The sequence below is a fragment of the Streptomyces sp. NPDC020845 genome, from assembly GCF_044334165.1.
GTDB lineage: Bacteria > Actinomycetota > Actinomycetes > Streptomycetales > Streptomycetaceae > Streptomyces.
The window spans coordinates 87,996-104,388 of sequence record NZ_JBIRSJ010000013.1 but is presented as its reverse complement, the minus strand read 5'-3'; the positions used below and the strand labels follow the sequence as shown (position 1 = coordinate 104,388).

General features: G+C 69.4%; 18 protein-coding genes and 2 pseudogenes. 11 read left to right on the top strand and 9 right to left on the bottom strand.

Going from position 1 to position 16,393, the window contains the following annotated elements; all coding sequences use genetic code 11:
* Positions 1-87: 87 nt before the first annotated feature.
* The 7 genes from ccrA to pssA all read left to right on the top strand — a co-directional run bounded on the left by ccrA (position 88) and on the right by pssA (position 7,871).
* Complete coding sequence (gene ccrA, locus ACH4U7_RS32945; RefSeq protein WP_398531428.1) at positions 88-1,452, top strand: crotonyl-CoA carboxylase/reductase; 1,365 nt, start codon at positions 88-90, stop codon at positions 1,450-1,452.
* Positions 1,449-3,485, top strand: a complete 2,037-nt coding sequence (locus ACH4U7_RS32940; protein ID WP_398531427.1) for a protein meaA — start codon at positions 1,449-1,451, stop codon at positions 3,483-3,485. Before ccrA ends, ACH4U7_RS32940 begins: the two co-directional genes overlap by 4 nt.
* Positions 3,482-4,456, top strand: a complete 975-nt coding sequence (locus tag ACH4U7_RS32935) for an HpcH/HpaI aldolase/citrate lyase family protein (RefSeq protein WP_398531426.1) — start codon at positions 3,482-3,484, stop codon at positions 4,454-4,456. The genes ACH4U7_RS32940 and ACH4U7_RS32935 overlap by 4 nt, the downstream gene beginning before the upstream one ends.
* Positions 4,457-4,461: 5 nt before the next feature.
* Positions 4,462-4,968: a MaoC family dehydratase gene (locus ACH4U7_RS32930; RefSeq protein WP_398531635.1), complete on the top strand. Its 507-nt coding sequence runs from the start codon at positions 4,462-4,464 to the stop codon at positions 4,966-4,968.
* A 1-nt stretch (position 4,969) separates the two neighbouring features.
* The gene (locus tag ACH4U7_RS32925; protein WP_398531425.1) at positions 4,970-6,181 is read left to right on the top strand and encodes an acyl-CoA dehydrogenase family protein; all 1,212 of its coding nucleotides are present in this window, start codon (positions 4,970-4,972) and stop codon (positions 6,179-6,181) included.
* 183 nt (positions 6,182-6,364) lie between these two features.
* Complete coding sequence (locus ACH4U7_RS32920; protein WP_385618730.1) at positions 6,365-7,012, top strand: phosphatidylserine decarboxylase; 648 nt, start codon at positions 6,365-6,367, stop codon at positions 7,010-7,012.
* Positions 6,999-7,871, top strand: coding sequence for a CDP-diacylglycerol--serine O-phosphatidyltransferase (pssA, locus tag ACH4U7_RS32915; RefSeq protein ID WP_398531424.1), 873 nt, complete (start codon positions 6,999-7,001; stop codon positions 7,869-7,871). The genes ACH4U7_RS32920 and pssA overlap by 14 nt, the downstream gene beginning before the upstream one ends.
* An 84-nt stretch (positions 7,872-7,955) precedes the next feature.
* Here pssA and ACH4U7_RS32910 read toward each other — a convergent pair whose 3' ends face one another.
* From ACH4U7_RS32910 to ACH4U7_RS32900, 3 genes are all read right to left on the bottom strand, one after another.
* Entirely contained in the window at positions 7,956-8,339 is a 384-nt protein-coding gene (locus ACH4U7_RS32910) for a hypothetical protein (RefSeq protein WP_398531423.1), read from the bottom strand.
* The gene (locus tag ACH4U7_RS32905) at positions 8,336-8,593 is read right to left on the bottom strand and encodes a hypothetical protein (RefSeq protein WP_065965744.1); all 258 of its coding nucleotides are present in this window, start codon (positions 8,591-8,593) and stop codon (positions 8,336-8,338) included. Before ACH4U7_RS32905 ends, ACH4U7_RS32910 begins: the two co-directional genes overlap by 4 nt.
* Before the next feature lie 75 nt (positions 8,594-8,668).
* Positions 8,669-9,802 (bottom strand): glycerate kinase, encoded by a 1,134-nt coding sequence (locus ACH4U7_RS32900; protein ID WP_398531634.1) that lies wholly within the window; start codon positions 9,800-9,802, stop codon positions 8,669-8,671.
* A gap of 192 nt (positions 9,803-9,994) precedes the next feature.
* Between ACH4U7_RS32900 and ACH4U7_RS32895 the strand changes: the two genes are divergently transcribed.
* Positions 9,995-11,098, top strand: a complete 1,104-nt coding sequence (locus ACH4U7_RS32895; protein WP_398531422.1) for an ADP-ribosylglycohydrolase family protein — start codon at positions 9,995-9,997, stop codon at positions 11,096-11,098.
* 11 nt (positions 11,099-11,109) lie between these two features.
* Here the strand turns inward: ACH4U7_RS32895 and ACH4U7_RS32890 are convergent, their stop codons facing one another.
* The 3 genes and pseudogenes from ACH4U7_RS32890 to ACH4U7_RS32880 all read right to left on the bottom strand — a co-directional run.
* Positions 11,110-11,220 (bottom strand): DUF397 domain-containing protein, encoded by a 111-nt coding sequence (locus ACH4U7_RS32890; RefSeq protein WP_398531421.1) that lies wholly within the window; start codon positions 11,218-11,220, stop codon positions 11,110-11,112.
* Complete coding sequence (locus ACH4U7_RS32885; RefSeq protein ID WP_398531420.1) at positions 11,217-11,495, bottom strand: Scr1 family TA system antitoxin-like transcriptional regulator; 279 nt, start codon at positions 11,493-11,495, stop codon at positions 11,217-11,219. Before ACH4U7_RS32885 ends, ACH4U7_RS32890 begins: the two co-directional genes overlap by 4 nt.
* Before the next feature lie 116 nt (positions 11,496-11,611).
* Positions 11,612-11,737, bottom strand: a pseudogene (locus ACH4U7_RS32880) (Scr1 family TA system antitoxin-like transcriptional regulator); the annotation flags it as partial.
* A gap of 106 nt (positions 11,738-11,843) precedes the next feature.
* Here ACH4U7_RS32880 and ACH4U7_RS32875 point away from each other — a divergent pair.
* Positions 11,844-12,059, top strand: a pseudogene (locus ACH4U7_RS32875) (Fic family protein); the annotation flags it as partial.
* A gap of 39 nt (positions 12,060-12,098) precedes the next feature.
* On the opposite strand, the gene ACH4U7_RS32870 reads toward ACH4U7_RS32875, so the two are convergent.
* A complete protein-coding gene (locus tag ACH4U7_RS32870; RefSeq protein ID WP_398531648.1) occupies positions 12,099-12,317 on the bottom strand; it encodes a hypothetical protein in 219 nt (72 codons plus the stop codon).
* On the opposite strand from ACH4U7_RS32870, the gene ACH4U7_RS32865 reads away from it, so the two are divergent.
* Positions 12,316-12,480, top strand: a complete 165-nt coding sequence (locus ACH4U7_RS32865; RefSeq protein WP_398531647.1) for a hypothetical protein — start codon at positions 12,316-12,318, stop codon at positions 12,478-12,480. The genes ACH4U7_RS32870 and ACH4U7_RS32865 overlap by 2 nt on opposite strands.
* A gap of 266 nt (positions 12,481-12,746) precedes the next feature.
* Here ACH4U7_RS32865 and ACH4U7_RS32860 read toward each other — a convergent pair whose 3' ends face one another.
* Positions 12,747-15,146, bottom strand: coding sequence for a hypothetical protein (locus ACH4U7_RS32860; RefSeq protein ID WP_398531419.1), 2,400 nt, complete (start codon positions 15,144-15,146; stop codon positions 12,747-12,749).
* Between the two features lie 213 nt (positions 15,147-15,359).
* Here ACH4U7_RS32860 and ACH4U7_RS32855 point away from each other — a divergent pair, with 213 nt between their 5' ends.
* Positions 15,360-15,905, top strand: a complete 546-nt coding sequence (locus tag ACH4U7_RS32855) for a hypothetical protein (protein ID WP_398531418.1) — start codon at positions 15,360-15,362, stop codon at positions 15,903-15,905.
* 287 nt (positions 15,906-16,192) lie between these two features.
* Here ACH4U7_RS32855 and ACH4U7_RS32850 read toward each other — a convergent pair whose 3' ends face one another.
* The gene (locus tag ACH4U7_RS32850; RefSeq protein ID WP_398531417.1) at positions 16,193-16,390 is read right to left on the bottom strand and encodes a DUF4926 domain-containing protein; all 198 of its coding nucleotides are present in this window, start codon (positions 16,388-16,390) and stop codon (positions 16,193-16,195) included.
* Positions 16,391-16,393: the final 3 nt, after the last annotated feature.

The window sequence follows — 16,393 nt, the reverse complement described above, 5'->3', positions numbered from 1 at the left end:
GCCGAACCGACGGCACCAGCAGCACAGCACCCGTCAAAGAGCCCAGCGATCCCTCAAGCGTCCCCCGACGCTTCGCCGGAGGCACCGATGAACGAAATCCTGGACGCGATCCTGGCGTCGACAGCGCCCGACCACGGCTCCCCCGCCCTGGGGCCCGCGGACTTCGCCGCCCTCCCCGTCCCCGAGTCGTACCGCGCGGTGACCGTGCACAAGGACGAGGCCGAGATGTTCACCGGCCAGACCACCAAGGAGAAGGACCCCCGTAAGTCCCTGCACGTGGACGAGGTGCCGGTGCCCGAACTCGGCCCCGGCGAGGCCCTGGTGGCCGTCATGGCCTCCTCGGTCAACTACAACTCCGTGTGGACCTCGATCTTCGAGCCGCTGCCCACCTTCGGTTTCCTGGAGCGGTACGGCAAGCTCTCCCCGCTCGCCAAGCGGCACGATCTGCCGTACCACATCATCGGCTCCGACCTCGCGGGCGTCGTGCTGCGCACCGGACCGGGCGTCAACATCTGGCAGCCCGGCGACGAGGTCGTCGCGCACTGTCTGTCCGTCGAGCTGGAGTCCGCGGACGGCCACAACGACACCATGCTCGACCCCGAGCAGCGCATCTGGGGCTTCGAGACCAACTTCGGCGGCCTCGCCGAGCTCGCGCTGGTCAAGTCCAACCAGCTCATGCCCAAGCCCGCCCATCTGAGCTGGGAGGAGGCCGCCGCCCCCGGCCTGGTCAACTCGACCGCGTACCGGCAGCTGGTCTCCCGTAACGGCGCCGGGATGAAGCAGGGCGACAACGTGCTGATCTGGGGCGCCAGCGGCGGCCTCGGCAGCTACGCCACCCAGTTCGCCCTCGCCGGCGGCGCCACCCCGGTCTGCGTGGTCTCCTCGCCCCGTAAGGCCGAGATCTGCCGGGCCATGGGCGCCGAGGCGATCATCGACCGCAGCGCCGAGGACTACAAGTTCTGGAAGGACGAGCACACCCAGGACCCGAAGGAGTGGAAGCGCCTCGGCAAGCGCATCCGCGAGCTGACCGGCGGCGAGGACGTGGACATCGTCTTCGAGCACCCGGGCCGGGAGACCTTCGGCGCGAGCGTGTACGTCACCCGCAAGGGCGGCACCATCGTGACCTGCGCGTCCACGTCCGGCTACACCCACGAGTACGACAACCGCTATCTGTGGATGTCGCTCAAGCGCATCGTCGGCTCGCACTTCGCCAACTACCGCGAGGCGTGGGAGGCCAACCGGCTGATCGCCAAGGGCAAGATCCACCCCACCCTCTCCAAGGTCTACCCCCTGGAGGAGACCGGCCAGGCCGCCCACGACGTGCACCGCAACGTCCACCAGGGCAAGGTCGGCGTGCTGTGCCTCGCCCCCCAGGAGGGCCTGGGCGTGCGCGACCCGGAGCTGCGCGAGCGCCACATCGACGCCATCAACCTCTTCCGGAGCGCGGCGTGACGGCCCGCGAAGAGCGAAGGGAACAGCGGAGGAAGAAAGACCGGCCCTGGCTGATGCGGACCTACGCCGGCCACTCCTCCGCCGAGGCCTCCAACGACCTGTACCGGCGCAACCTCGCCAAGGGCCAGACCGGTCTGTCCGTCGCCTTCGACCTGCCCACCCAGACCGGCTACGACCCGGACCACATCCTGGCCCGCGGCGAGGTGGGCCGGGTCGGCGTCCCGGTCTGCCACCTCGGGGACATGCGTCGGCTGTTCCAGGACATCCCCCTGGAGCGGATGAACACGTCCATGACCATCAACGCCACCGCCATGTGGCTGCTGGCGCTGTACCAGGTGGTCGCGGAGGAGCAGGGCGCCGACGTGGCCGCGCTGCAGGGCACCACGCAGAACGACATCGTCAAGGAGTACCTGTCGCGCGGGACGCATGTCTTCCCGCCCGGGCCGAGCCTGCGGCTGACCACCGACATGATCGCGTACACGGTCGGTGCCATTCCCAAGTGGAATCCGATCAACATCTGCAGCTACCACCTCCAGGAGGCCGGGGCCACCCCGGTGCAGGAGATCGCCTACGCGATGTCCACCGCCATCGCCGTGCTCGACGCCGTACGGGCCTCCGGGCAGGTGCCCCAGGAGCGCTTCGGCGATGTGGTGGCCCGTATCTCCTTCTTTGTGAACGCGGGCGTCCGGTTCATCGAGGAGATGTGCAAGATGCGCGCCTTCGGCCGCATCTGGGACCGGATCACCCTGGAGCGCTACGGCGTCCAGGACCCCAAGCACCGCCGCTTCCGCTACGGCGTCCAGGTCAACTCCCTCGGGCTGACCGAGGCCCAGCCGGAGAACAACATCCAGCGCATCGTGCTGGAGATGCTGGCGGTCACCCTCTCCAAGGACGCCCGCGCCCGCGCCGTACAGCTCCCGGCGTGGAACGAGGCGCTGGGGCTGCCGCGACCCTGGGACCAGCAGTGGTCGCTGCGCATCCAGCAGGTCCTCGCCCATGAGAGCGATCTGCTGGAGTACGACGACATCTTCGCCGGCTCGCACGTCATCGAGGCCGAGGTGGACGCGCTCGTCGATGCCGCGCTGGCCGAGATCGACCGGATCCAGGAGATGGGCGGGGCCATGGCCGCCGTCGAGTCCGGCTATCTCAAGGCGCAGCTGGTCGCCTCGCACGCCGAGCGCAGGGCGCGGATCGAGGCGGGCGAGGAGAAGATCGTCGGCGTCAACTGCTACGAGTCCACCGAGCCCAATCCGCTCACCGCCGACCTGGACACCGCGATCATGACGGTGGACCCGGAGAACGAGGCGCGGGTGGTCCGTGCGCTGGTCACCTGGCGCGACCGGCGCGAGGAGGGCCGGGCCCAGGACGCCCTGGCCGCGCTCAAGAAGGCCGCGGCGGGCAGCGACAACCTGATGGCCGCGACCCTGGAGTGCGCCCGCGCGGGCGTCACCACGGGCGAGTGGTCCTGGGCGCTGCGGGATGTGTTCGGCGAGTTCCGCGCCCCGACCGGGGTCGGCGGGGCGCCCGTGGCGGTCGCCGCCGAGGAGGGCACCCCGCTCGCCGCCGTCCGTGCCAAGGCCGCCTCGACCGCCGCCGACCTCGGCGTCGGCAAGCTGCGGCTGCTGGTCGGCAAGCCGGGCCTGGACGGGCACAGCAACGGTGCCGAGCAGATCGCCGTACGGGCCCGGGATGCCGGTTTCGAGGTGATCTACCAGGGGATCAGGCTCACCCCCGAGCAGATCGTCTCGGCGGCCGTCGCCGAGGACGTGCACTGCGTCGGTCTTTCCATACTCTCCGGCTCGCACGCCGAGCTGGTGCCGGACGTACTGGCCCGGCTGCGCGCGGCCGGGGCGTCCGACATCCCGGTGATCGTGGGCGGGATCATCCCGGCCGCGGACGCATCGGCGCTGCGCGAGGCCGGTGTGGCTGCCGTCTTCACCCCGAAGGACTTCGGTATCACAGAGATCATCGGCCGTATCGTCGACGAGATCCGCACCGCGAACCACCTCGACCCCCTGGAGGTCCCCGCATGACCGCCCTCCCGTCGCCCGTCAACCGTCTGCGTCCGCGCCGCTCCTGCCTCGCGGTCCCGGGGAGCAACCCACGCTTCCTGGAGAAGGCGCAGGGCCTGGCCGCCGACCAGGTCTTCCTGGACCTGGAGGACGCATGCGCACCGCTGGCCAAGCCCGGGGCGCGGCACACCATCGTCAAGTACCTCAACGAGGGCGACTGGACGGGCAAGACCCGGGTGGTGCGCGTCAACGACTGGACGACCGAGTGGACGTACCGCGACGTGGTCACGGTGGTGGAGGGCGCGGGCCCCAACCTCGACTGCATCATGCTGCCGAAGGTGCAGAACGCCGAGCAGATCGTCGCGCTCGACCTGCTGCTGACGCAGATCGAGAAGACGATGGGGTTCGAGGTCGGCCGGATCGGCATCGAGGCGCAGATCGAGAACGCCCAGGGCCTGAACAACGTCAACGCGATCGCGCAGGCCTCCCCGCGCATCGAGACGATCATCTTCGGCCCGGCCGACTTCATGGCCTCGATCAATATGAAGTCGCTGGTCGTGGGCGAGCAGCCGCCCGGCTACCCGGCCGACGCCTACCACTACATCCTCATGAAGATCCTGATGGCCGCCCGCGCCAACGACCTCCAGGCGATCGACGGACCGTATCTCCAGATCAAGAACGTGGACGGCTTCCGCGAGGTCGCGGGCCGCGCCGCCGCGCTCGGCTTCGACGGCAAATGGGTGCTGCACCCGGGCCAGGTCGAGGCCGCCAACGAGGTCTTCTCGCCCTCACAGGAGGACTACGACCACGCCGAGCTGATCCTGGACGCGTACGAGTACTACACGTCCGAGGCGGGCGGCAAGAAGGGCTCGGCGATGCTCGGCGACGAGATGATCGACGAGGCCAGCCGCAAGATGGCGCTGGTGATCGCCGGCAAGGGCCGGGCCGCCGGCATGGCCCGTACGTCCCGCTTCGAGACCCCGGAGGCGTGAGCGCCATGCAGTTCGGCCGGACCTATGAGGAGTTCTCGGTGGGCGATGTCTACCGGCACTGGCCGGGGAAGACGGTCACCGAGTACGACGACCACCTCTTCTGTCTGCTCACCATGAACCACCACCCGCTCCACCTGGACGCCAACTACGCCGAGAAGACGACCGACTTCGGCAAGAACGTGGTGGTCGGGAACTACATCTACTCGCTGCTGCTCGGCATGTCCGTACCGGACGTCTCCGGCAAGGCCATCGCCAATCTGGAGGTCGAGTCGCTGCGCCATGTCGCGCCCACCTTCCACGGCGACACGATCTACGGCGAGACGACGGTGCTCGGCAAGACCCCGTCGAAGTCCAAGCCCGACCGGGGCGTGGTCCATGTGGAGACCAAGGGCTACAAGCAGGACGGCACGCTCGTCTGCGTCTTCCGGCGCAAGGTGATGGTGCCGACGGCGACGTACATCAAGGAGCGGGGCGGCGAGCAGCCCGCCCGGCCCAAGCTGGGAGAGGACTGAGATGAGCCGCCTCGCGCAGACCGACGGCCTGACGGACGTCCAGCAGGAGATCCTGGCGACCGTCAGGGACTTCGTCGACAAAGAGATCCTGCCGGTCGCCACCGAGCTGGAGCACCGCGACGAGTACCCGGCCCAGATCGTCGAGGGTCTGAAGGAGCTCGGCGTCTTCGGGCTGATGATCCCCGAGGAGTACGGGGGGCTCGGCGAGTCGCTGCTGACCTACGCGCTGTGCGTGGAGGAGATCGCCCGCGGCTGGATGAGCGTGTCCGGCATCATCAACACCCACTTCATCGTCGCGTACATGCTTAAGCAGCACGGCACCCAGGAGCAGAAGGAGTACTTCCTGCCCAAGATGGCGCTGGGCGAGATCCGCGGCGCCTTCTCGATGTCGGAGCCGGGCCTGGGCTCGGATGTGTCCGCGATCACCACCAAGGGCGTCCGGGACGGCGACGACTATCTGCTCACCGGCCAGAAGATGTGGCTGACCAACGGCGGCACCTCCACGGTGGTGGCGGTGCTGTGCCGTACGGACGAGCCGGGCGCGGCGGACGGCGACGTCCCTCCGCACAAGTCCATGACCACCTTCCTGGTGGAGAAGGAGCCGGGCTTCGGCGAGGTCCGCCCCGGGCTGACCATCCCCGGCAAGATCGAGAAGATGGGCTACAAGGGCGTCGACACCACCGAGCTCATCCTGGACGGACTGCGCATTCCGGCGGATCGCGTCCTCGGCGGCACGACCGGCCGCGGTTTTTACCAAATGATGGACGGAGTGGAGGTCGGGCGGGTCAATGTGGCCGCCCGTGGCTGCGGTGTGGCGCGCCGCGCCTTCGAGCTCGGCGTTGCATATGCACAGCAGCGGCACACCTTCGGCAAACCCATCGCGCAACATCAGGCCATCCAGTTCAAACTGGCCGAAATGGCCACAAAGGTCGAGGCGGCCCATGCGATGATGGTCAACGCGGCCCGTAAGAAGGACTCGGGCAGGCGCAATGACCTGGAGGCGGGGATGGCCAAGTACCTGGCCTCCGAGTACTGCAAGGAGGTCGTGGAGGACGCCTTCCGCATCCATGGCGGCTACGGTTTCTCCAAGGAGTACGAGATCGAGCGCCTGTACCGCGAAGCCCCGATGCTTCTCATCGGCGAAGGAACCGCCGAGATCCAGAAAATGATTATCGGACGACGACTGCTGGAGGAGTACCGTATCAACGGCTGAATTTACCTTTTTGGCATGGTATTGCGGTGGTGACCGCGAGAAGAAGATCACACCATGCCGGGGAGACTTCAGCCACCGACAGGCCCCGGCGCTTGCCCAGTTACCGCTCGCAACCGATACGATCCCGGAAAGCCGCCGTCCCCAAGTGTTATGTTGCGGCACCCTCCGCTACGAAGGTCATCCATGCCCCACAGCCAATCCTCTGCACCTCGCGGCCGCGTCCGCCTCGCGCGCGGAGCGTCGCCGTGGCTCCTCCCGACCGTCGCCACGGCGGCGGTCAGCCTCACTCGCGCCCGCCGCTCCGGACGCTGGGCGGCGGTCGCCGTGCCCGCCACCGCTCTCGCGGCGGGCATGCTGTGGTTCTTCCGCGACCCTGAGCGAGAGATCGCTGAGGGCCGGGTCATCTCCCCGGCCGACGGCGTGGTGCAGAGCATCATGCCGTGGAAGGACGGGCGCACCCGCGTCGCCATCTTCATGAGCCCGCTGAACGTCCACGTCAACCGCGCCCCGCTGGCCGGCACCGTGACGTCCGTCGAGCACATCCCCGGCGGCTTCGTGCCCGCGTTCAACAAGGAGAGCGAGAACAACGAGCGGGTTGTCTGGCACTTCGACACCGAGCTCGGCGACATCGAGATGGTGCAGATCGCCGGCGCCGTCGCCCGGCGCATCGTGCCGTATGTGCCCCAGGGCACCAAGGTGGAGCAGGGCGAGCGGATCGGCCTGATCCGCTTCGGTTCGCGCGTCGACATCTACCTCCCCAAGGGCATCGACGTCGCGGTCGAGGTCGGCCAGACCACCACAGCGGGGGTGACTCGCCTTGACCGTCACTGATCCCGAAACACAGGCCGCCGCCTGGGCCCCCGGGGCCGAGGTGGACGGGGCCGATGAAATCGACGAGACGGACGACATGCCGCTGTCGACGCGCCTGTCGATAGCGGACACGCTCACCCTCGGAAACGCGACCTGTGGCTTCCTGGCGGTGTACTTCACCACCACCGGCGTCCTCATCCCGCACCTGACGGGCAGCGAGGACGGCGGCATGACCCGGCACAGCGCCGCCTCCGCGGTCATGCTGATGCTGCTCGCCTCCGTCTTCGACCTGTTCGACGGGCTCGTCGCGCGCAAGCTGCGCAGCTCGGCGATGGGCGCGGAGCTGGACAACCTCTCCGACCTGATCAGCTTCGGGCTCGCCCCCGCGTACTTCGTGGTGGTCTGGGGCATGGTCGCCGACGACGCCTACCAGCGGGTCTCGGCGGTCGCCGCGATCGTGGTGCTGCTGGCGGTGGTGCTACGGCTTGCGAGATTCTCCTGCGTGACCATGCCCCACGGCGTCTTCCAGGGCATGCCGAGCCCCTTCGGCGCGCTCACGGTGGTGTCGGTCGTGCTGCTGGGCCTGCCGTTCGTCCCCACGCTGCTGGCCATCGTCGGCGTCGCCTGGCTGATGGTGAGCCGCGTGGAGTACCCCAAGCCCCGCGGCCGGCTCGCGGTCGCCATGCTGAGCTGGATCGTCACCAGCATGGCCCTCCTGGCGGCCTGGGCCTTCGAGGCCCCCGGCGGCGAACTGCTGCTCCAGACCGCCTGCGCCCTGCAGCTGGTCCTCGGCGCGGTGATCCCCCTCTTCGCCATGGCCCGCCGGGTCAACGCCTTCCGCGACAACCGCCGCGAGGCGAGGACGGCGCAGCTGCCGTAGCGCGGGATCAGGCATACGGAAATGGGGTGGGCCCGAGCGATGCGCTCGGGCCCACCCCGTTTCCGTGTCTTTGCCTTGCCTGGTTCACGGCCCCAAGTCGAGGACGCGTACCGCCTGCCCCTTCCACGTATCCGCGGCGGCGGTCGCCACCACTGCGCCGTCAGGGCGCTCGGGCGTCGGCTGAGCCGCGTACCGCGTGTGCGCCACGGCCCACGCGGAGGTGTCCCGTGCCACCGCCAGGGCGGCTGGCAGATCGAGGTCCAGGACGGTGATGCCGGGCAGAGCGGCGATGTGCTCCGCGGTGCCGGGGCGGGCCCGGTCGGCCTCCACCAGCGCGCAAGCGGGAGCGTAGAGGAACCAGCCCGCCTCGGCGTGCGCCCGGTGGATGAGACGGGACGCCAGGATGTCGCCCTGCCCGGCAGCGACCATGGCCGCGTCGTCGAGCACGATGTGCAGGCTGTCACTCACCGGGCGGCCGCCTCGGCCAGGCGCCGGTCCAGCTCCGCGTCGAGACCCGCCTCATCGGCCGGGCTGGGGTCGTAGCCGTTCCAGGCCCGCAGGGCGGCGCGGGCCTGCTCGGCACGCTCGGCACGCTCGGCCGGAGTCAACAGGGTGTCGGCGAGCCGGGCGAGGTACGCCCGCAGGGACAGCCCCTCGGCCGCCGCTATCTCGGCGAGCCGGTCGCGTGCCTCGCTGGGGATGCGGATGTTGGCGTCGGCCATGGTGAGGCTCCTTCCACTCATCCACCCAGGGTACGGGTACGCACCCGTACCCGTCAGGCTCAGGGCAGAACCGGCTCAGGTGAGGAAGTCCGCCGCGAGCTGTTCCGCCGCGCGTTCCAGGAGGGGGCCGGCCTCGGCGATGCAGCGGGCGGGGTCCGGTTCCAGGGCGGTCAGGGGGTAGGCGCGGCTGATGCCCGCGTCGGCCAGGGCCTCCGGGGGCAGTGCGAGACGGCCGCAGACCGCGACCACCTCGACGCCGCGCGCTTGGGCCGCGGCCGCCACGCCCGCCGGGGCCTTGCCGTGCAGGGTCTGCTCGTCCAGGGAGCCCTCGCCGGTGATCACGAGGTCGGCGCGGGCCAGCGCGGGCCCGAAGCCGAGGACGTCGAGCATCACGTCGATGCCGGGGCGGAAGGCCGCGCCGAGGCCGACGAGCGCGCCGTAGCCGATGCCGCCCGCCGCGCCCGCGCCGGGCGCCTGTGCGCACTCCGCGGCCCGTGGCCCGACGAAAAGCCCCAGCACCTCCGCGTAGTGGGCGAGCGCGGCGTCCAGGGCCGCGACATCGGCCTCGGTCGCGCCCTTCTGCGGGCCGTACACCGCCGCGGCGCCCTTCGGCCCGGTCAGCGGGTTGTCCACATCGCTGGCCAGGACGATCTCGGTGTCCGCCAGGCGCGGGTCCAGGCCACTCAGATCCGCCGTGGCCAGCCCCCGCAGTGGGCCGCCCCCTGGCCCAACCGGCTCGCCCGCCGCGTCCAGCAGCCGGGCGCCCAGCGCGGCCAGCATCCCCGCGCCGCCGTCGGTCGTCGCGCTGCCGCCGACCCCGAAGACGATGGTGCGGGCGCCCGCGTCCAGCGCCGCGCGCAGCAGCTCGCCACTGCCGTACGTGGTCGCGGTCAGCGGCGCGAAGACCCCCTGCGGCAGGTGGCGCAGCCCGGACGCCTCGGCCATCTCGACCACCGCCACCTCGCCGCGCAGCGCGTACGCCGCGGTCACCGGCTCGCCCAGCGGCCCCGTCACCCGTGCCGTACGCCGCTCGAACCCGGCCGCGACCGCCGCGTCCACCGTCCCGTCGCCGCCGTCGGCGACGGGCAGCGCCTCGACGCTCACCGCTCCGGCCCCGCCCGGCGCCCCGCGCCGCAGCCCGGCCGTCACATGCGCGGCGACCTCCACGGCTGTCAGCGAGCCCTTGAACTTGTCCGCGGCGATCAACACCCGCCTCGGCGCCCCCGGCCGTATCCCGGACCGGTCCTGTGTCCCCGCGTGCGCCTCTGTCTCCGCAGCATCCGCCACCGTCGCAACCCCTCGCTCTCCGTCCCCCCGGCCGACGACCCGCCACCCCTCAGCCGGACCCTATATCGGGCGGTCCGGCCTGCGTATTCGCATCGGCTCGGGTAGACCTGACACATGGCCCTAGGCGGGAGCACACTCGCGGATCGGATCCTCGGCGGCTGGCTCGGCCGCATCGCCGGGAACATGCTCGGCAAGCCCGTGGAGCGCGGCGACCACTGGACCCGGGAGCGGATCGACCGCTATCTGCGCCGCGCGGACGCCCTGCCCCTGACCGACTACTTCCCCGCGCTGGAGCCGCCGCCGGACCCCGTGGAGTTCGAGCTGCGGCCGGAGTGGCAGGAGTGCGTCCGCGGCCGGATCCACGGCAGCTGCCGCGACGACGACATCGACTACACCCTGCTGGGGCTGCAGCTCCTGGAGACCCACGGCTTCGACTTCACCACCGAGCAGGTCGGCGACCTGTGGCTGCTGCGCCTGCCGTATCTCCAGACCTTCACCGCCGAACGCGTCGCCTACCGCAACCTCACCGCCGGGGTGAAGCCACCGCTCACCGCCACCCTCGACAACCCCTACCAGGAGTGGATCGGCGCCCTCATCCGCGCCGACATCCACGGCTGGGTCAACCCCGGCGACCCGCGCACCGCCGCCGCGATGGCCCGGCGCGACGCCGTGCTGTCGCACACCGGCAACGGCGTGTACGGGGCGATGTGGGCCGCCGCCCTGATCGCCGCCGCGTTCACGGCCGACGGCCCGCGCGACGCGATCGAGGCGGCGCTGGACAGGATCCCGCCGCGCTGCCGCCTGGCCCGTACGGTCCGCAAGGCCGCCGCCCTGTACGAGGCAGGGGTGAGCCGGTCGGACACGCTGGACCAGCTGGAGCGGGAGACCAGCGGGCTGCACTGGATCCACGCCGTGCCCAACGCGGCCGTCATCACGGCCGGGCTGCTCTACGGGGAGGGCGACTTCACCTCGACCATCGCCCTCACCGTACGCGGCGGCCTGGACACCGACTCCAACGGCGCCACGGCCGGATCGGTGGCGGGCGTCCTGTGCGGCGCGGCGGCGATCCCGCCGCAGTGGACCGACCCGCTGCGGGACCGGGTGCGCAGCGCGGTGTTCGGCTTCGACGGGGCCCGCATCAGCGACCTGGCGGCACGTACGCACCGGCTGGCGATGGCGCGGGCCCAGCGGCCCACCGCCCGGCCGCTCGCGGGCTGAACCGGGCCAGGTCAGCCGCGCGCGACGTACCGCACGAACCGCGACCAGTCGGCGCGTCCGACGGCGAGGTGGGGCCGCGACACCTCCTTGGAGTCGCGGCCCCGGACTATGTGGTCGGTCACGGCGACCTCGACACACTCGCCGCCCTCGTCACCGCTGTAGCTGCTCTATCCCCCAGCATCTTCTCGATCAGGAGCAGGGACTCACGTGGTCTGAGTGCCTGCGAGCGGATGCTGCCATATTTCGCCGCGAGGACGCGGACTGGCTGATGTGCTGCACTTCCAGATAGCCGACCTGGGGGCGGTATGCCCGGCGGGGTGAGGAGCGTGAAGGAGCCGCCCATTCCTGCGTGCTCTTCACTGGCCATCGGCGTGATCTGCACTTCGACGTTACGCATCCTCGCAACGTCGAGCAAGTGTTCCAACTGACCACGCTGCACGGCCCAGCCACCACAAAGGGGTGGCGCAGGACAGATTCCTGGATGACGGCGCTCACGGTGGGCACCGGCCACCGCGTCAAGATCTCCGGTCGGGCCAGCCGCGCGGCGACTCTCGTCTCTACCGTCTCGTCATCGAAGAGCGGCTGACGGCTGACGAAGACGGCGCGCGCGTACGGCTCCGTCTGGAACAGGCCCGGCACGGCCTGGTTGGCGAAGTAGCACAGGTCGACCGCCTCCGCCTCCAAGTCCCTTCACGACGTCACCGACTTTCAGTACAGCAAGCAGCTGCTGAACAGCCTCCACTGGATGCTCCAGGGCCACCATCGCCCGCGGAAGATCGCGGGCCAGTGGCGCACATCCGCCATCCGCATCACCGCTCCCGGCGATGAATTCGCCACGGACTACGAGGGCCCGGACCAGGAACTGGTCCCTGGTCTGATGAGCGAACTGGTCGACTGGCTCAACGAGGGCGACCTCGCTCAGCACTTCCTCATCCGCGCCGCGATGGCGCACTTGAACCTCGTGAAGATCCACCCGTGGTCCGGCGGCAACGGCCGGATGTCACGGTCGCTGCAGACTCTCCTGATCGCCCGCGGCGGGGCCCTCGCCCACCTCCTCGCCTACCACCAGCAGGCCCAGCGGGTGCAACGCCGCGTCGACCGGTCCAACGACTGCTGGACACAGCTCATGGAGGCGGCCGACGAGTACGGGGTCACGGAACGGCAGGTGACCGCCCTGCACGAAGTCGCCATGGTGGGTCGGGTACGGCGTTCTCGCCATGAGAAGGCCGAAAGGCTCAACACTCAGCCTGACGAAGGCCGAGTTGCTGACCGCCGTCGGGCAGACGAAGGGCCGGCATTACGTCGCAGGCCCCCGGTTCCCACAGAACGTGCTGGCCACCGCCCAGGGCCGGCACACCATCGTCGACCCGTACGCCGCATGACGGCGACCGTCGCGTGTCACTTCAGTGAAGCCCCGCCATCTACGCAACGCCGAGGCCGCTGCCGCCCTCCACGCCTACATGGCGTGCAGGGCCCGCGTGTTCCCGGTTCGACCGTCCGCCGGCCGCGGCGGGAAATTCGGGACTACGTCACCACCGGAGAGGACAACTGACGGGGCCGCGGCGGCCCTGAGCAGGTGAGAGGCCCCCTCCCCAGCGCAAGCAGCAGGGAGCGGGCCTCCTCGGGTAGCTGTAGCTACGGGTTGATCTCAGCTGGTGGTGTCCGCCTTACGGCGGCGCATCCACCACGTCAGCGCTCCGCCTGCCGCGACGGCGGCGGCGGCGATGGCGCTGATCAGGCCGACCGGGGTATCCGATCCGGTGTCGGCGAGGTCGCCGTCAGGGTCCTTCGCCGGGGGCTGGGTGGGCTTGCCGGTGTCACCGGGGCCCGGGGTGGTGGGATCCGGCGCCGGAGTCGACGGGGCGTCGGTCGGCGTCGGCTTCCCCGTGTCCGTGGAGGTCGGCGTGGGGGTGGGGTCGGGCTTGCCGTCGTCGGTCTTCGCGGCCCCGTTCCCACCGAGGAACGTCACATCGGCATCCCGCGCGGAGGTCTGCGCCCGCACGCTGTCCTTCGTGGTCTGGGGAAGGCGCCGGTGTTGGAGCTGGAATTCCGCGGGGGTGATGTTGCGCTTGGGGGCCTTGGAGAAGTCGACGCCGCCGACGAAGAAGGTGTAGACGCGTCCGTCGCCGAGGGGCCATTCGTACGTGAAGTCGCCCTCGGTGAAGGACTTCACCATCTCCTTCCATACGGTGCGCTTGTCCCAGTCGGCGTTCTCACCCCGCAGCGGCCACCGCTTGAGATTGTTGCTGTTGATGATGGGCCGGAAGTCGGTGGCCTTCTTGGCGTCCTGCTGCCGGATCCACTCGGCGGCTACCCGGGACTTGTAGACGCGGCGCAGGTCGGCGTACTTCTTCTCGGTGTTGATCTGCTTCTCGACGTGCGGAACGAGGTAGCGGGTGATCAGCCGGTGGCTGCGCTCCTTCTCCGCCTTGGTGAGCTTCTTCGAGCAGTCCTCGCCCTGCACGGGGGTGTCGAAGTCCATCGCCGCGTGGTTGACCTTGAGCGGGGCGTCGAGGATGTAGATGCCGCCGTCCTGCTCGCGGACCTTCGCCCGGCCGGGAACGATCCAGTTGCGGCCGGATCCCCAGCACGGCACCCCGTCAACCTTGGGGGCGGCGTTCATGAACTCTTTGCCGGGGGACTTCTTGGGGTCCATGGCGCGGGAGAAGTCCCGCTTCATCTCCATGTCGGCCACGAGGAGGACGCGTCCGGCGTCGGTCTCCCCGAACGCCTTATCCATGATCTTGTCCGGCTGATCCGGATTCAGGTTCACCCACTGCCTGTCGGGGGTGAGGGCCAGCCACGTGAACAGGGCGTCCGAGGCCAGCTGAAGTTTCGCTTGCCCACCCCAGCCGGGATTGTTGTCCTCGTCGGGCATGAAGTCGGCCTTCATGCTGTAGTCCAGCCCTTTGCCCTTGACGGGGCTGCCGACGTACTGGAGCTCCAAGGTGGAGAAGTCGACGCCGCCGGGGCCGCGGCCGAGGACACCGCGGGTGTTCATCTGGTTGTACTGGTTCTGGATCTGCCGCGCCTGCGCCGGGTTCTTCCCGGAGTCGTAGGCGATGGAGTTGATCGGGCCCTGGGTGCCGGTGTTCGGCCGCGGATTGAACACCGGGTAGGACTTGGTGTACTTCGTCTGCGGCCACAGGCCCTTCGCCGTCGCCCGCCGCTCCGCGATCCGGATCGGGTTGTTGCCCGACCCTCGTTCGGCGCGGAGCTTGGCGTTCTCCGCCTTGTACTCCTTGGTGGTGGCCCCGTTGGGCTTCTCCCCGGCGAACATGGTGAACTTCGACTTCGTGAAGTCGTGCTTCGCGTCCTTGTGGCGAAGGATGATCTTGTCGTTCCTGAACTGGCCGGGCTTCCGCTTGCCGTCGGCCTTGAACTCGCCCAGATCGCCGGTGCGCTGGTTGTAGGCGTCGTAACGCCGGGAGGCGATCTTGTTGCCGTCCTTGTCGAAGATCTCGACCGTCACTTCGCACAGCCAGTCCGGGCCGACGAGGTTGAAGTTCTGGACGGTCTTCCGCTCGAAGACGCCGCCCTTCTCCCGGGAGTGCTGGGCGCCGATCAGGTTCTGTGGCACCCACTTTGCGAACGTCTTCGGGGACGGCTTGCCCTCGGCGTAGCGTGCGTAACGGGCCCAGATCGCGCGCTTCATGTCCTCGGGGTTCTTCGACGCCCGGTAGGCCGCATCCCACTTCTTGACGTCCGCGTCCGTGTTGCCGACCTTGTCCAGGTCGGCCGCCGTGGGTGCGGGAACGTTCTCGAAGCCCTTGAACTCAAGGTTGAAGTAGTACTCCTCGTCCGGACCGGCCTTGGTCCAATGGTGCTGGCCGGTGGGGGCTCCGGAGTTGTTCGGGGTGCGGGGGAACGTCTTGCCGAGGTGCATTTTGTCGCACCGTCCGCCGGACGTGACCTTGGCGTAGTCGCCGGGCGCTGCGTTCGCGGTGGCGGGGAGGCCGATGAGCATCATCCCGGCCGCCGAGGCGACCGCGAGGCAGGAAGCCAGGCGTCGCCGGAGCCGGGTACGGATGGGTATGTGTGTTTTCATGCGTGTCCCTGGTCGTGGGGGCCATGGGACTTAGGTGGGGGGTATGGGCGGGCGGCTGGTTGGGGCCCCCGTGTCCGTTTTTGCCGACCGCCGGCCAACACACTAGAGGCTGCCAACCCAACCCCTGGCGTCCACAGGGTTTTTGGGCGTGTCGGGTGTCGACTTGGCGGCAGCGCCATGGTGGCGTCAGTGGTGTCTACTACCGTCGACGGCATGACTGAACCTGACGAGACGTACGACCCGACCCGGCACCCCGACCTGCTCAGGTGGATGGGAGAGCGCCAGGACGCCCACGAAAGGTGGGCCGAACAGACCTCCTTCGCGGGCGCGCTGGACTTCACCCCGGCCTCCTTGGGGATCCTGGACGATCTGGTCCGGGAAACCGCGAACACCATGGAGGAGGTCACCGACCAGCGCATGACGCCCTTCATCCAGGGCGCGATCTGGTACGTGGGAGAGGTGTTCTGCCGCCACCAACAGATGGTGTGGAAGTACATCCCCGACATCGTTACCGGGGAGCTGGAGCCGTTCTTCAACACGGCCAGGAAGGTCGCCGCGCTCGATCACCCCTGCGTCGGCGCCCCCGATGACCCGGAAAGCTACCTGTACCCGCTGAACATGCTCCGCCGGATCCTCCTCACTGAGGACGAGGTCGGCAACCCGGTCGAAGAAACGCTGTCGTCGATCTTCGCCAATCCCTTCGACGAGGACGACGAAGACGACGGCGAGGAGCTGGACCCGACCGGCGGTTGGGGATGACCCCGGCCCGCACGCTGATGCCGCCCTCCCTCGCCGGGGGCGCGCGTCCCTGGTGGCGCTCGCCCTCGTCGACCTGTTCGGGCACGCCGACGGTTACGGCCTCGCCGTTCCCGCAGAACCGACGCGCATCGCCACCACGAGTTCCTCGCGCTCGGCACGGACCCGCATCAAGCCGTTTGGCCGAGTGTTTCTCCTCCTCATCGAGCTCCGTCCGGCAAGCCGCGACGAGTTGGGCGACCTCGTTGATCTCCGTCATCCCGCGAACCTGCGAACCCGTACACGGGGCTTCAGTGCTGCGACGCGGGGCGGATCTGCTCAGGTCGCAGGGCAAGGAGAGCGAGCGTACGCCCCTCGGTGTCGCTGAACTCGACCTCGTAGGCCGGAGGGTTTTCGTACAGGTCGACCACGGTGCCGGTCATGCCTGAACGCAGACCTTCCTCAGGGATATCGACCACCAGTTGAACGACGTCGAACAATCTCGTCATCTG